Origin of the sequence: Xanthobacter versatilis (assembly GCF_043193975.1) — a bacterium.
Taxonomy (GTDB): domain Bacteria; phylum Pseudomonadota; class Alphaproteobacteria; order Rhizobiales; family Xanthobacteraceae; genus Xanthobacter; species Xanthobacter autotrophicus_E.
This window is the reverse complement of the sequence record NZ_JBAFVB010000011.1, coordinates 1-14281: the sequence shown is the minus strand read 5'-3', so window position 1 is coordinate 14281 and position 14281 is coordinate 1. Positions and strand designations below refer to the sequence as shown.

Genomic DNA, 14281 nt, shown 5'->3' with positions numbered 1-14281 from the left:
CGTGGCCGACACCTCAGGCCGACGCAACCTTCTGCACGCCGGAGGACGGCACCTTCACCAGCGCCTCGCCGTCGAGCACCACCTCGCCCTTCACGCTGCAGATGCAGGACAGCCGCGCGCGGTGCCGCTCGGGGATCAGTTCCACCACCTTCACCTCCACTTCCACGGTGTCGTCGATGCGCACCGGGGCCCGGAAGTTGAGGGTCTGGGAGATGTAGATGGCGCCGGGGCCCGGCAGGCGGGTGCCGAGCACGGCTGAGATCAGGCTCGCCGTATAGAGGCCATGGGCGATGCGGCCGCCGAAGGGGGTCTTGGCAGCGAAATGCTGCGACAGGTGGATGGGGTTGCGGTCGCCCGTCAGCTCGGCGAAACCGACGATGTCCGAGGACGACACGGTCTTGGACATGCGCTCGATGCGACCGAGGGTCAGGTCTTCGAAATAGAGGTTCTGCAGCTCGAGAAACATGGGCGCGCTTCCTTGTCCTTTTTCGGGCGCGGACTTTAGAGCGCGCCGGAGCGCGTGGAAAGACAGCCAAAGGGTGAGGTAGCCCCGCCCTGCCGCTGTGCTGCAGGCGTGCCCTGGCGCAACCTGTCTGGCGTGGCCTCAGCCGAAGGCGGCGAAGCCGAGCACGGTCGGGTCGGTCACCTTGCGGCCGACGCGGCGGAAGACGCCGCCGCCGTCGCGCACGCCATCCTGATTGGTGTTGCCCTCGATGGTCACGAGCTTGCCGTTGATGTTGTCGGCGACGATGCCGGCATGGCCGGTGTTCCCCGAGAAGCCCAGGAAGAACACCATGCCCGGCACCACCAGCGAGGGATCGACCTGCGCATCCCGCGCCGTCACCACACGCACCCCGGTGGTTAGCGCCTGCGCCTGCTTCCACGCCCCGCGCACCAGCCCGGTCTGCGGCACCCGGTTGGGCACCCCGAGGGATTGCGCCGCCTGGGCGAAGCACCAGTAGACGAACGACATGCACCAGGGATTGCCCCGGTCGAGGCCGACGCTCGCGAGGAAGGCCTCCACCTGCGCACCGCAATTGCTGTTGGGCGGGATCTCCCGGACGCCGATCTGTTCCGACGCCACGTCGAGCACGGCGGAGGCCAGCGTCTTCTCCGCCTTCTTGATGACGACGCGCGGCTTCACCCACTCGCTCTCGATGGACAGGGGACCGAACAGCGCCCCCCAGGTCATGGGGCCGACGATGCCGTCGATCTCCAACGGCGCGCCGTCCAGGTCCACGGAGCGCGCCTGGAAGAGCTGGACCGCGTATTTGGTGGGGGTGTCGAAGACGCCGGTGGGTGCGCCCGGCGAGGCGCCCATGTCGGCCAGGCGCTTCTGCAGGCGGGTGACGGAGACCTTATCGCCGGTCTTCTCCATCAGATACTTGCCCGGAAAGCGGGGTGGATTGTCCGGAAACTCCACCACGCTGCCGTCCACGGGCAGGAACGGCGTGGGCTTGGCCACCTCGTCGCTGTCCGGCGGCGGCTGGAAGCCGAGGCGCTGGGCGATATCGTCCTCATCCATGAGGGCGGACAGAAGGGTCATGCCGCCACACTGCTGGCTCACCGCATCGGGCGAGAACACGCCGTCGCGGATGAACTTGCCGCGCGTGTAGACGTTGCTGAAGCCCCAGAGGTAGGGGCTTTTGACGAAAGGGAAGCGGGTGCGGTAGCCGAAGCCGTTGTAGCGCTCCAGCGCGTAGGCGATGCCGGGAACGGTCCACTTGGTCCAGGTGTCGAGCCCGTCATAGGCGAGGGCATCGATGGCGCTTTCCACCCAGCTGTAGGCGCCGCCGCTGGCGGGGGCCTTCTTCGGCAGCCCGGCCGGCTCGTGCACCGTGCGGGCGGTCAGCGGATCGCCATTGTGCAAATGGGCCGAGAAGGCCATGTCGGCCTCAAGATTGTGGATGATCGCCACCACGAACCAGGGCACGGAGGTGGCGGCCTCCACCGTCTCATACTGCTTGCGGTTGGCAGGGCGCAGGAGACGGTCGGCGACACGCTGGACCTCGTCGCGGCGCTCGGGCCGGATGACGAGGGACGCGAACAGGCCCGCATATTCGGCGGCGAGCTGGTCGTCCAAAATGGGTTTTGCCATGGATCGCCTCCTGAGGAACCCAGGTCGCAATCCGCCAATCATGGCCCCGGCGCAGCGGCCAGGCATCCCCCAAATATGGTAGGGCCTGCGTGGCGCAGGTCGGTTCTCGTCACTTGCACTGGCGGCCGATGACGCATCGGCCTCCGTGCTCAGTCCGCCTGCTCGCGCAGCTTCTTCATGAGGGCTTCCAGGTCGCCGTCCTTGTCCTTGGGCAGGACGAGGTTGGTGCGCACCAGAAGGTCGCCGTGGCCGCCGCTCGCCGTGGGCAGGCCCTTGCCGCGCAGGCGGAAGGTGCGCCCGCCGGAGGTCCAGGCGGGAATGGCAAGCTCCACCGCCCCCTTGAGGGTGGGCACGCGAACCTTGGCCCCCAGCACCGCATCGGCGAGTGCCACGTCCACGTTCTGGCGCAGGTCGTCGCCGTCCCGCTCGAAGATCGGATGGGGCGCATAGGAGATGGTGACATAGGCATCGCCCGGCGGACCGCCCATGGCGCTGGGCTCGCCCTGCCCCTTCAGGCGCATGCGATGCCCCTCGCGGGTGCCGGCGGCGATCTTGATGTCGATCTGCTTGCCGTTGGGCAGGCCGACGCGCTTGGAGGCCCCTTCGGCTGCCTCCTCGAAGGAGACCGGGAGCGTTATTTCCATGTCCGCGCCGGGCTGGGGCGCAAAGCCACCGCCGGCGGAGCGGCGCTGGCGGCCGAAGCCGAAAATGTCGCCGATGTCCTCGAAGCCGCCACCGCCGCCGCGCCCGGACGAGCGGCGTGCCCCCTCGGGACCGAAGGAGAAGCTCTCGAAAATCGTGTCGCCGTCGTAGCCGGAGAAGCCGCCGGGCCCGCGCCGCGGGCCGCCACCGCGAAATCCGGTGAATTCGGGGGCTTTCGGCTTGCCCTCGGCGTCGATCTCGCCGCGGTCGTACTGGGCGCGCTTCTCCTTGTCCTCAAGGATTTCGTGCGCGGTATTCAGCTCCGCAAAGCGGTCCTGGGCCTTGGGATCGGACGCATTGGCGTCGGGATGCAGCTTCTTCGCAAGCTTGCGATAGGCGCGCTTGATCTCGGCCTCGTCGGCGGTCTTGGAGACGCCGAGGACGTCGTAAGGATCACGCATGGGTCAATCACCTCGCCGGCCGGCACTCAGGCGGCCAGCCGCATCTCAGGATGTGGTTCGCGGCGCGAAAAATGCAACGGCCGCGCTGGCCAGCGGCTCAGCTTTTCGCATCCCCGCCTTGCCTCAGGCCTGCCCCAGCACCCGGACCTGCGACAGGACAGTGCCCGAACGCGCCTTGCAGACCTCGCCCTGAATCCAGCGGTCGGCGGTCTTGCCGTCCACCAGCGAGATCATGAAGTCCCGGCAGCCGCCGGCGCGGGCAGCCCCAACCGGCGTCGCCGTGCCGCGGGAGCCGGTCTCCGGATTGTCCCAGGGGATGGAGACATCCTTGTTGCGCGCGGCGAGGGCCTGGTCGAGGGCGATCTTGGCCTGCACCCAGTCGCTGGGCGCAATGCCGGTGGGGGCAAGGCCGTCCGGCACCGGGAGGGAGGCCGGCGTCGCCCGGATGGAGCCGGTGACGATGGCATCATCCGGCGACACATTGACGGTGGAACAGCCGCCGAGGCCCGCCACGACGAGCCCCGCGGCCGCCATGCGACACAGAGCTTCGCGCCGGCGGATCACGCTTCTATATAAGGAACGGCAGCCGGCCATGGGGACGGCGCGCGAGAGGCGAGGCACGAGGGGCTCCCACATGACTTCAAGCACAGGCATGGAAGCCCACAACCCCTTAACATCCGGTGATTTTACGGAAGTCTCCGAGCCGTTCCGGCTGTTTGCTGAATGGCTCGCCGAGGCCGGGAAGAGCGAGCCCAACGATCCCAACGCCATGACGCTCGCAACCGTCGATCCCGATGGCCTGCCCGACGCCCGCATGGTGCTGCTGAAGGGGCTCGACGCGCGCGGCTTCGTGTTCTTCACCAACACCGAGAGCGCCAAGGGCCGCGAGCTGGCGCAGACGCCGAAGGCCGCGCTGGTTTTCCACTGGAAATCCCTGCGCCGGCAGGTGCGGGTGCGCGGGCCGGTGGAACAGGTGACGGCGGACGAGGCCGACGCCTATTTCGCCACCCGCCCCCGCCTGTCGCAGATCGGCGCCTGGGCCTCCAGCCAGTCGCGCCCGCTGGAGGGCCGCTTCGCGCTGGAGGCGGCGGTGGCTTCGGCGACCGCGAAATACGCCCTCGGCACCGTGCCGCGCCCGCCCCACTGGACCGGCTTCCGCGTGCTGCCGGTGGCCATCGAATTCTGGCACGACCGCCCGTTCCGGCTGCACGACCGGGTGGTGTTCCGCCGCGAGGGCGAAGGCGCCGACTGGTCGAGGACGCGGCTGTTTCCCTGAGGGGCCCCGCCTTCGCGCCCACTTTCTTGACCTTGCAGCGAGAGGGTGCTGCATGTCGGGCCGACATGCTTCAGCCCTGAATGCCGGCCCGGGACCCTTGTCATGATCGCCGAACCCGAAGCCCCGCCCCGCATCATGCTCCTCACCGGGGCCTCGCGCGGCATCGGCCATGCCACGGTGAAGCGCTTCTCCGCCGCCGGCTGGCGCGTCATCTCCTGCTCGCGCCATGCGTTTCCGGACAAGTGCCCGTGGGGCGCCGGGCCGGAGGACCACATCCAGGTGGACCTCTCCAGCCCCGCCAGCACCAAGGACGCCATCGCCGAGGTCAAGCGCCGCCTGCCGGACGGCCGGCTCGACGCCCTCGTCAACAATGCCGCCATCTCCCCCAAGGGCGAGGGTGGCTCACGGCTCGGCACCCTGGACACCGACCTTGAGACCTGGGTGGACGTATTTCAGGTGAATTTCTTCGCCCCCATCATGCTGGCGCGAGGACTTTCGGCGGAGTTGGAGAAGGCGCAGGGCTCGGTGGTGAACGTCACCTCCATCGCCGGCTCGCGGGTGCATCCCTTCGCGGGGGCGGCCTATGCCACCTCCAAGGCGGCGCTGGCCTCGCTGACGCGGGAGATGGCGTCGGACTTCGGGCGGCGCGGCATCCGCGTCAACTCCATCGCGCCGGGGGAGATCGACACCGCCATTCTCTCGCCGGGCACCGACAAGATCGTCGAGCAGATCCCCATGCAGCGGCTCGGCACCCCCGACGAGGTGGCGAAGATCATCTACGTGCTGTGCACCGATACCTCGTCCTACCTCAACGGGGCGGAGATCCACATCAACGGCGGCCAGCATGTGTGAGGCCGGCGCGGGATCTTGAGGCGCTTCGCTCAGGCGGCGCGCGGGTTTTGGAGTGGCCGTCGCTCAAACGCCGCGCGGGCTTGATAGTGGCCTTCGCTCAAACGCCGCGCGGGCTTGGGTTCAGAGCCAACGGCGCCACTTGAAGAAGACGTAGGGAAGGATGCCCGACACCACCATGCCGCAGAGCGCCAGCGGATAGCCGTAGGCAAAGTCAAGCTCCGGCATATTGTGGAAGTTCATGCCGTAGATGGATGCGATCAGCGTCGGCGGCATCAGCACCACCGAGAGCACCGCGAAGATCTTGATGATATTGTTCTGCTCAAGGCTGACGAGGCCGATGGTGGCGTCGAGCAGGAACTGCAGCTTGTCGCCGATGAAGGCCGCGTAGTCCGACAGGCCCGACACGTCCCGGCTCATGGACTTGACCGAGGACTTGGAATCCTTGGTCACCGCCGCCCCTTCGGTCTCCGTTCCGAGGAAGGACAGAAGTCGCTGCAGCGAGGCCAGGCTCTCGCGGGCGTAGGAGACCAGGCCTTCCTTGCGACCGATGTGGGAGAGGATGGCGCGATAGCGCTGGTTGGCGTTCTCGTTGCCCTGGTCGCGATCGAAGATCCGCTTGGAGATACGCTCCACGTCGGCGCCGATCTGCTCCAGCACGTCGGCGGCCCGGTCCACGATCGCCTCGAGAAGGTCGATGAGGACGATTTCGCCGGTAATTGAAGAGGGGCAGGACTTGGCCAGGCGCCCGGAAACGGAGGGAAAGGCGCGGGGCTCGCCGTAGCGCACCGTGATCAGCCGGCCGCGGCTCAAGATGAAGGTGACCGCCAGCATGACCGGTGTCGGCGTGTCGGCCCCGCACAGCAGCGAGGCCGTCATGTATCGTGCCTCGCCATCTATATAGAGGCGGCTCGATTGCTCGATTTCGCCCATCTCCTCGCGGGTCGGCACAGAGATGCCGGCGAACGCCTCAGCCGCGGTATCGTCGGCTTCAGTGGGCGAGATCAGGTCTAGCCATACCGCGTCAGGCGGTATCGGCCCTCCAGCGACAGGGTTGCCCTTCAGGGCCCCATCGCTGAACACATAGGCAACAAGCATGCGGCATGTCCCCGAATTCCCCGGCTGTTGTAGCCCCGGCGGAATGCCAGAGGAACTGCCGCCGTGGCCCCGGCCCCGCGCCGGGTCCGTTGGCGATCAGCTATCCTCAGGCCGCGAGGAAGTCGATGTCCCTGAGGGTCACGATCCGGTTCGGTTCACCAGCGGCCTTAGCCTCGGCGATGCGCTTCTCGCTCGCCTGCTGGGCGGCCGCGGCAACGGCCGAAATCCCGATTTCCCGCCACTGCTGGTTCTGCGCCATTCGCTTCAGATCCGATTCCACCCGGGTGCTGAGCCCCTGCGACGGCTGTGCGGTAGACATGTCCTACTCCTGTACGGTGCGACTTTTGACGTTGCGGCACCTTCGCGTGACCACTCCAGAAATGGCGTTCGACTGCGTCAAAACTGTGCAACCGATGCGACTTCTCCGAGGTCATGTGAGGAGTACGCGCCCAATTCCTTGAGAAACTCCAAAAGCCGATGACGAAACGGCAGGCTGTGCGGCATTTCTGCAACGCTTTCGCACAAGCAGGCAGGAGCATGCGCAGAACTCTTCAAGCATGGCGGACATTGGGTTAATTCAATCGGAGCGGGATCGATTCCTCCTTGCGCAGCAAGGCGAGTAAAACGAGGCGAACATGATGTGGCGGGTGGTCGGAGCACTGCTGACAGGCTTGATGCTCAGCGGTTGCATGTCGGAAACCTATGCGCCGGCACCTGAATCGGCGCAGACGGCGCGGGACAAGCAGCTTCTCGCGAACAAGCCGTATCCCAATGTGAAGCCGAGCGGAGATTACGCACGGCATATCGTCGAGTATCCGACGAACAAGAAGCCGGGTACCATAGTCATCGATACGCCCAACAAGTTCCTTTACTACGTGGAAGGCAACGGCAAGGCGATCCGCTACGGTGTTACCGTGGGCGAGGAAAGCCTCGCGTTCCGCGGCCAGGCGAAGGTGGGACGCAAGGCGGAATGGCCGAGCTGGACCCCCACCCCGGAAATTCACCAGCGCATCGCCGGCCTGCCCTCCTATGTGGCCCCCGGCCCGCACAACCCCATGGGTGCCCGTGCGCTGTACCTGTACCAGGGCAACCAGGACACGCTGTTCCGCATCCACGGCACCAACCAGCCTGAATATCTCGGGCAGGCCATTTCCTCGGGCTGCATCCGCATGCTGAATGAGGACGTGATCGACCTCTACAGCCGCGTGCCGACCGGTACCGAAGTGGTGGTTCTCTGATCACGGCATGTGCGCCTGACCAGTAAAGAGTGATGTTTGACGAAGGGCGCGGTTGATCCGCGCCCTTTTTCTTTTGTGCCTGCGATCCACCAGCTTCAGCTGAGCGGGAGACGGTATAGCGGTTGCGGCCTTCAACGCTGCCCCAGGGAATACCCGCTATTTCCCGTTCGGCTTCTCCGCCGCGGCGTCGGCCTCGGCATCCGCCGCCGGATCGTCTTTGCCGGGCCCGCCGGAGGACGCCGGGGCCGGCGCCGCATCCTTCGGCTTCGGCTTGTCCTTTTTCGCGATCACCGTGCCTGCATCGAGGTTCCAGCGGCACAGGCGAATGCCGAGCCGGCGCTGGGCGAGGTCCACGTGGATATGGTCCTCGTGATAGCCGTCCGATCCGGGGCCGAGCACGGTGGTGAAGCGACGGCAGGCGCTCTCCTTCATGGTGGCGCGGAGGCGCTGCGGCAGCCCGCCCTTCTCCACCTTCACCATGCGGGCGTCGGCCAGCTCGAATCCGCCCACATCCAGCGCATTGCCAAGGCCATGCTCGCTCATGCGCGCGCCGGAAATGCGATTGCGCGAGCGGCAGTCATAGGACGCCGCCACGGTGACGGACGCAACCTGCGATCCCAGAGCGGCAACCGCCGGCGCCAGGTCCTCGCGCAGCCAGTCGGCGACGGCGGCCGCCACCTCGCATCGGGTCACGGCGGCGGGCTTGAAGGCGACGAGACGACCGTCCTGGAGGCGCACGCCGGTGAGGCGCACCGGCTGGGCGAGGCCGCAACCGCCCGCAGGTGTGATGGGGGCCTCCAGGGTCGCAACCATGGTGCCCTCCTCGATCAGGGCGGCACACGCCGCCGGCATCTCCCGCGCGCCGGAGGGCGACGCCGGCGGCACGGCGGCGTCATCTCCGGCCGGCGATTGCGCATCCGGGCGGGTTGGCGGCAATGGCACCGCGCCGGGCGCGCGCCCCTGCCCTGCTGTGTCCACGTCCTCCTGCGGCCCGACCGTGCGCGATGCAAGCCGGGGGGCGGCGGCGGGCTCCTGCGCTTCCTCCTCCTCGGCATCCAGCTCAGCCGGGCGCGGCGGCGGCAATGGCACGGCCCGAACGAGCGGACGCCGCACGGCGGTAGGCGCCGACACCGACACTGACAGCCCCTGCGGCTTCTTCGGCGGCAGCGGCGCCGTCGCCCCAAGGGCCGGTCCGCTGGCGGCGAGCATGAGGCAGGACACCCCTGACCGTGCGATCCGCATCCATGCGGTCCGGGCAGGATCCAACGCGGCGGCGGCCGGTGGAGCGGAAAGGCGGACGCCGGGCGGCGCAGATCGTCGCGAGTGCATGAGGCGTGATAGTAGAGAAGCCGAACCGCCCGGTCGATACGGCCGGACCGGTATCAATTTCCTCCCGGCGCGCCTTCGGCCGCCTCGCCCGGACCTGCCCATGCGCGATGTTTCCGCCCTGCTGTTCGACAAGGACGGCACCCTCGTCCATTTCGACCGAACCTGGGGTCCCGCCTGCGGGGCGGCCATGCGCGCCCTGGCCGGGGACGACGCCGCAGCGCTGGCGCGCCTTCAGGAGGTGAGCCACTATCTGCCGGCGGAAGGGCGCTTCCTGCACACCTCGCCTCTGGTCTCTGGATCGTCGGCCCATTACGGACCGCTGTGGGCCGACGCCCTCCGCCGACCGGCGACGCCGGACTTTCTGGCCGAGATCGACGACCTCTTCGCCCGTGAAGGCCTGGCCTTCCTCACCCCCATCGGCCAGCCCTTGGCGACGCTCACCCACCTCAAGAGTGCCGGCTTCACCCTCGGCATCGTCACCAATGATGCCGAGCACAGCGCCCGCAAGCAGGCGCATGCGCTCGGAATCCTGCCCCTGCTGGCGGCGGTGCACGGCTATGATTCCGGCTTCGGCTCGAAGCCCGGGCCGGGGATGGTTGCGGCTTTCGGCGCCCGCTTCGGCCTTGCGCCCCACGCCATGGCGGTGATCGGCGACAGTGCCCACGACCTCGCCGCTGCCCGCGGTGCCGGCGCCCGCTTTATCGCCGTGCGCTCAGGTCCCGCGCCCATCGACGACCTCATGACCGAAGCGGACCTCGTCGTGGACAGCATCGACGACCTGCCCCGGCTTCTGGCCTTGGCACCCTCTTCCCCAGAGCGGGAAAACGCGGTCTAACCAAACAGTCGCCCGCAAGCGGACGGATGGAATGATCAGACGCAGGCTTTACACGGAAGAACGCTTCTCCCCGCTGGCGCGGTGGAGCTTCCGGCTCGCCTTGTTCTCGCTGCCGGTGGTGGCGCTCGCGGCGCTGCTCTACCGCACCGGCTTCCTCGATTTCCAGCCGGCGCTGGTCACGCTTGCCACCGGGCTTGGCCTTGCGGCCATCGCCGGCATCCTCGGCACCGTGGCCTTCTTCATTACCTGGGAAACCGGATGGCTGGGCATCGGCCGGGCCATGGCGGCCGTGGGCATCGCGGTGCTGGTGCTGGCGGGGCCGGCCGCCGTACTAGCGCGCGGCATGATGCTGCCGCCGCTCACCGACATCTCCACCGACGCAGCCGATCCGCCGCGGTTCCGCTCCCTCGCCCTCGCCTCTCCGCGCGAGGCCAACTCGTTGACCTATGGCGGCATCGACAATGCCGCGGTCCAGCGCATGGCCTATCCCGGCATCAAGCCGGTGGATCTCACCGCGACGCCGGAGGAGGCCTTCAACACCGTCCTTGCCCTGGTGCAGAAGCGGCATTGGACCATCCTCGACGCCGTGCCGCCCCGTGGCACCCGGCGCGACGGACAGATCGAGGCGGTGGCGGTGTCGCCAATCATGGGCTTCCGCTCCAACGTCTCCATCCGCATCCGGCCTACCGCCAAGGGCGCGCGCGTGGATGTGCGCTCCGCCTCCCGCTACGGCTCCCATGATCTCGGCACCAATTCCGAGCGCGTGGAAGCGCTGATGGCGGACCTTGCCGCCGAGCGCCGCCACCGCTGAGGGCCAATCCGCTCAGGGGCTCTCAGGATCGCCGAAGCCGCGATTCTCGGGGTCCGCTCTGGCAGTGAGCAGCGCCATGGCTGAGGCCGCCGCCTCGGCCGGCAGCGGCGCCATGAGGTCTGGCCCATCGTTGCGCACCGCATTGACGCGATCCGAGACCGGCCACAGATCGAGGTCCGCGCCCGGAAGAGGCCGCATGAGGTCGCGCGGATCCTCCGCCTCCAGGAAGGCCGCGATATCCGTCTCGGGCAGTATCACCGGCATCCGCTCGTGCAGCGGGCGCAACTTGGCATCCGCCGACGTGGTCAGGATGGTGAAGGTGCGCAGCCACTGGCCGGTCGCCGGATCCTTCCAGCCCTCCCACAAGCCCGCGAGCGCCAGGGGGCGACCATCGGCACGGCGGATGAAGAAGGGCTGGCGTCGGCCGGGTGCACGCGCCCATTCATAGAAGCCGTCAGCCGGCACGATGCAGCGGCGCCGGGCCCGCCACGCGGCGCGGAAGGACGGCTTTTCCGGCGCGGTCTCGGAGCGGGCGTTGATGAGCCGGGCGGCCCCCGAGGTGTCCTTGGCGAAGGACGGCACCAGCCCCCACTTCAGCAGCGAGAGATGGCGCGCGCCGGTTTCCGGATGGCGGCGGACCACCATGAGATCCTGCGTCGGCGCCGCATTGTAGTGCGGCGGCGCGTTGGGCAGGGCCGCCAGAACCGGGTCCACCCCGAACATTTCGGCGGCGCGGATCGGCGGCATCTGCTGGACGAATCGCCCGCACATCAGGCGCGCGCTCCGGTCTGGCCGGTGTCAGGCAGCACGGCGGAATCGCCCGGTGATGGCTGCGACCGGGCTATCGGTCACCACGCGACCGCTCGACACCAGATGCTCCAGATGGGCCAGCACGGTGAGGGACGCCGCGCCCACCAGGCGCGGATCGAGGCCGATATAGATGCCGCGCACCAGATCGGGGATGGTTTCCACCTCCCGGTCGAGGGCGCGCAGGATGGCAGCTTCCCGGGACATGCGGTGGGTCAGATAGGCCCGCACGAAATCGGGCGCATCGGTGACCGGCCCGCCGTGGCCGGGGAGATAGATGCGTTCCTCCCTCAGCCCAAGCTTTTCGAGGGAGTGGATATAGTCGCCCATGGAGCCGTCCGGCGGCGCGACGATGGAGGTGGCCCAGGCCATCACATGGTCGCCGGAGAACAGCAGGTCGTTTTCCCTCAGGGCGAAGGCAAGGTGGTTGGCACAATGCCCGGGGGTCTCAATGGCCGTCAGGGTCCAGCCCGGACCGGCGATGGTGTCGCCCTCGCCAAGGCGGATATCGGGGGAGAAGTCGGTGTCGGCGCTGGCATCGAGGGGGTTGACCTCACCGATGGCGAGGGGGCGGGCCGCGCGATGGGGCCCCTCCCCCAGGGTCACCGCACCGGTCGCGGCCACGACCGCGCGCACGGCCGGCGAGTGGTCGCGATGGGTGTGGGTCACGAAGACGTGCGTCACCGTCTCATGGCGCACGGCGTCCAGCAGGGCGGCCACATGGGCGGGATCGTCGGGGCCGGGATCAAGGATCGCCACCTGCCCGCGACCAATGATGTAGGAGCACGTGCCGGTGAAGGTGAAGGGCGACGGATTGGGCGCCACGATCCGGCGCACCAAGGGGGACACCTCATCCACCCGGCCGGCCGGAGCCTCGAACGTGCGGTTGAAGGCGATGTCCTCACTCATGGTGCTGCCTCATGATGCCGGGCCTGATGATCCAGTCTGCGGCTCAGGTGGTCCGGAGCCGGATATGATCGGGGCTGTTCCAAGCTGATCGGGGAATCCTCCCTCAAACTCAAGAGGGCGCTTACTGCGGGCAACCTCCAGGTCAGCCTGCGGATGTCGCCGTGGCGGGGCCTGGGACCACGCGAGAGAACAGGCCACAACGGGCGGCGCAGGGCACTCACGCAATAAAAAAGCCCGCTGCCGGAGCAGCGGGCTTTCCCGACGAAGCCGAGCTTCGATCAGAACTTGTAGTTCACGCCGGCCTTGAGGGTGTGGAACTTGGTGTCCACGGAGCCGGTGGTGTTGGAGTAGCCGCGGTCCAGAGCAATCATTGCCTCGGGACCGGAGCCGCTGGCATACGTGTAATCGGTGCTGCCCAAGTCGACGTACAGATACTCGGTCTTGAACGTCCAGTTGTTGGTGATGGCGTATTCAACGCCGCCGCCGACGGTCCAACCCCAGTTGGTGCCCGAAGCACTGAACCCACCGACGCTATAATCGTAGTAGGAGCCGGACACCTTGGTCTTGCCGTAAGCGGCACCACCGGTGATGTAGGGCAGGAACCGGTCGAAGGCGTAACCGATGCGAGCACGGATCGTACCGAAGTAATCGACCGAAGCACCGAAGCTGGAGGTGTAGGGATAGCCGCCATAGAGGTAGACGGAAGAGTAGTCTGCCTTGCCTTCGATACCAGACCACTGGAGGTCGGTTTCGGCGCCCAGCACCACGTTGTTGGCGAACTGGTAGTTGTAGCCGATCTGACCGCCGGCGAAGAAGCCGGAAGAGTTCAGGCTCGTGCTGGTCGCGTAGTAGGGATAGCCGTTGTACGACTCGACTTCGTCGAAGGTGAACTTGTCACCGCCGTAACCGACGTTGGCGCCGATGTAGAAGCCGGTCCAGGAAAACACAGGAGCGACGGCCACGGCCTTGACCGGATACTTCGTCGCCAGGTCAGCGGCCATGGCCGGAGCGGAGAGCGCTGCGAACGCGACAGTGGCGAGAAGAAGACGCTTCATAACCGACCCCTTATTGGGCAAAGCCGTGCTTGTGAATTCGTGTTGATTGCGACCGCCCCGGGAGGCGCCGCGTTCTGGGTGTTTTGTAGCAGAGGCCCCGCCGGATTGCTGTTACATCCAAGTCACAGCCGCGCCGAAACAGCGGCTGATCCGTTAGGAAAGAACGACTTACCCGTTAGCAGGATACCGAAATCGGCCCGGACGGCACGACCAGATTGAAGGACGGTAGCGGAGCCCCCCTCCCCGGTCGGGCGGACGCTCCTACCGGCATCAGCCACCGGACACAGGTGGCCTCGCGGCGTGCAGCCGATGACAATGCGGAGCAGAGAGCAAGGCCAGGGACGTCGAATCACATCCTTGGAAATTGCTGACAGAACGGAGCTACGTGACGTAGATCCCCCGGAACACGCCGCGCAATAAAAAAGCCCGCTGCCGAAGCAGCGGGCTTTCCCGACGAAGCGGTGCTTCGATCAGAACTTGTAGTTCACACCAGCCTTGAGGGTGTGGAACTTGGTGTCCACGGTGCCGGCATAGCTGTAGTAGCCGTAGCCGTCGGCGTAGGCGTAATCGGTGCTGCCCAGATCGACGTACAGATATTCGGTCTTGAACGTCCAGTTGTTGGTGATGGCGTATTCCACGCCGCCGCCGACGGTCCAGCCCCAGTTGGTGGCCGAAGCGCTGAGCGAGCCGAAGCCGTCGCCAGCATAGCTGCTCGAGATCTTGGTCTTGCCGTAGGCAGCACCACCGGTGATGTAGGGCAGGAACCGGTCGAAAGCGTAGCCAATGCGAGCGCGGATCGTACCGAAGTAGTCAACCGACGCGCCGTAGCTGGAGGTGTAGGGATAGCCGCCATAGACGTAGACGGAAGAGTAA

At 67.2% G+C, this 14281-nt stretch carries 16 protein-coding genes; 5 read left to right on the top strand and 11 right to left on the bottom strand.

Features of this window, described 5'->3' with window-relative positions:
• Positions 1 to 13: 13 nt before the first annotated feature.
• The 4 genes from V5F66_RS18460 to V5F66_RS18445 all read right to left on the bottom strand — a co-directional run bounded on the left by V5F66_RS18460 (position 14) and on the right by V5F66_RS18445 (position 3735).
• A complete protein-coding gene (locus tag V5F66_RS18460; RefSeq protein ID WP_012114501.1) occupies positions 14 to 466 on the bottom strand; it encodes a MaoC family dehydratase in 453 nt (150 codons plus the stop codon).
• 138 nt (positions 467 to 604) lie between these two features.
• Positions 605 to 2098 carry a peptidoglycan-binding protein gene (locus V5F66_RS18455; RefSeq protein ID WP_394094457.1) on the bottom strand — a complete coding sequence of 498 codons (1494 nt, stop codon included), beginning with the start codon at positions 2096 to 2098 and terminating at the stop codon, positions 605 to 607.
• Positions 2099 to 2247: 149 nt separating this feature from the next.
• Entirely contained in the window at positions 2248 to 3201 is a 954-nt protein-coding gene (locus V5F66_RS18450) for a DnaJ C-terminal domain-containing protein (RefSeq protein WP_012114499.1), read from the bottom strand.
• A 123-nt stretch (positions 3202 to 3324) separates the two neighbouring features.
• Positions 3325 to 3735, bottom strand: coding sequence for an RT0821/Lpp0805 family surface protein (locus V5F66_RS18445; protein ID WP_041575495.1), 411 nt, complete (start codon positions 3733 to 3735; stop codon positions 3325 to 3327).
• Positions 3736 to 3835: 100 nt separating this feature from the next.
• Here V5F66_RS18445 and pdxH point away from each other — a divergent pair, with 100 nt between their 5' ends.
• Complete coding sequence (pdxH, locus tag V5F66_RS18440; protein ID WP_012114497.1) at positions 3836 to 4477, top strand: pyridoxamine 5'-phosphate oxidase; 642 nt, start codon at positions 3836 to 3838, stop codon at positions 4475 to 4477.
• A 102-nt stretch (positions 4478 to 4579) separates the two neighbouring features.
• Positions 4580 to 5329 carry an SDR family NAD(P)-dependent oxidoreductase gene (locus tag V5F66_RS18435; protein ID WP_394007861.1) on the top strand — a complete coding sequence of 250 codons (750 nt, stop codon included), beginning with the start codon at positions 4580 to 4582 and terminating at the stop codon, positions 5327 to 5329.
• Positions 5330 to 5449: 120 nt separating this feature from the next.
• On the opposite strand, the gene V5F66_RS18430 is transcribed toward V5F66_RS18435, so the two are convergent.
• On the bottom strand, positions 5450 to 6424 hold the full coding sequence (locus V5F66_RS18430; RefSeq protein ID WP_012114495.1) for a magnesium transporter CorA family protein: 975 nt from the start codon (positions 6422 to 6424) through the stop codon (positions 5450 to 5452).
• Positions 6425 to 6530: 106 nt separating this feature from the next.
• Positions 6531 to 6743: a hypothetical protein gene (locus V5F66_RS18425; protein ID WP_041575491.1), complete on the bottom strand. Its 213-nt coding sequence runs from the start codon at positions 6741 to 6743 to the stop codon at positions 6531 to 6533.
• Positions 6744 to 7113: 370 nt separating this feature from the next.
• On the opposite strand from V5F66_RS18425, the gene V5F66_RS18420 reads away from it, so the two are divergent.
• The gene (locus V5F66_RS18420) at positions 7114 to 7662 is read left to right on the top strand and encodes a L,D-transpeptidase (RefSeq protein WP_049775930.1); all 549 of its coding nucleotides are present in this window, start codon (positions 7114 to 7116) and stop codon (positions 7660 to 7662) included.
• Between the two features lie 156 nt (positions 7663 to 7818).
• On the opposite strand, the gene V5F66_RS18415 is transcribed toward V5F66_RS18420, so the two are convergent.
• Entirely contained in the window at positions 7819 to 8904 is a 1086-nt protein-coding gene (locus tag V5F66_RS18415) for an extensin-like domain-containing protein (RefSeq protein WP_394094456.1), read from the bottom strand.
• Between the two features lie 187 nt (positions 8905 to 9091).
• Here V5F66_RS18415 and V5F66_RS18410 point away from each other — a divergent pair, with 187 nt between their 5' ends.
• Positions 9092 to 9826: an HAD family hydrolase gene (locus V5F66_RS18410; protein ID WP_394053900.1), complete on the top strand. Its 735-nt coding sequence runs from the start codon at positions 9092 to 9094 to the stop codon at positions 9824 to 9826.
• Between the two features lie 31 nt (positions 9827 to 9857).
• Positions 9858 to 10637: a DUF1499 domain-containing protein gene (locus V5F66_RS18405; protein ID WP_012114491.1), complete on the top strand. Its 780-nt coding sequence runs from the start codon at positions 9858 to 9860 to the stop codon at positions 10635 to 10637.
• A gap of 12 nt (positions 10638 to 10649) precedes the next feature.
• Here V5F66_RS18405 and V5F66_RS18400 read toward each other — a convergent pair whose 3' ends face one another.
• From V5F66_RS18400 to V5F66_RS18385, 4 genes are all read right to left on the bottom strand, one after another.
• Positions 10650 to 11408 (bottom strand): SOS response-associated peptidase, encoded by a 759-nt coding sequence (locus V5F66_RS18400; RefSeq protein ID WP_394053901.1) that lies wholly within the window; start codon positions 11406 to 11408, stop codon positions 10650 to 10652.
• Positions 11409 to 11435: 27 nt separating this feature from the next.
• On the bottom strand, positions 11436 to 12353 hold the full coding sequence (locus tag V5F66_RS18395; protein WP_012114489.1) for an MBL fold metallo-hydrolase: 918 nt from the start codon (positions 12351 to 12353) through the stop codon (positions 11436 to 11438).
• A 278-nt stretch (positions 12354 to 12631) separates the two neighbouring features.
• Positions 12632 to 13408, bottom strand: a complete 777-nt coding sequence (locus V5F66_RS18390) for an outer membrane protein (protein ID WP_012114488.1) — start codon at positions 13406 to 13408, stop codon at positions 12632 to 12634.
• Between the two features lie 470 nt (positions 13409 to 13878).
• The coding region (locus V5F66_RS18385; protein WP_394053902.1) for an outer membrane protein at positions 13879 to 14281 on the bottom strand (403 nt) is incomplete at its 5' end.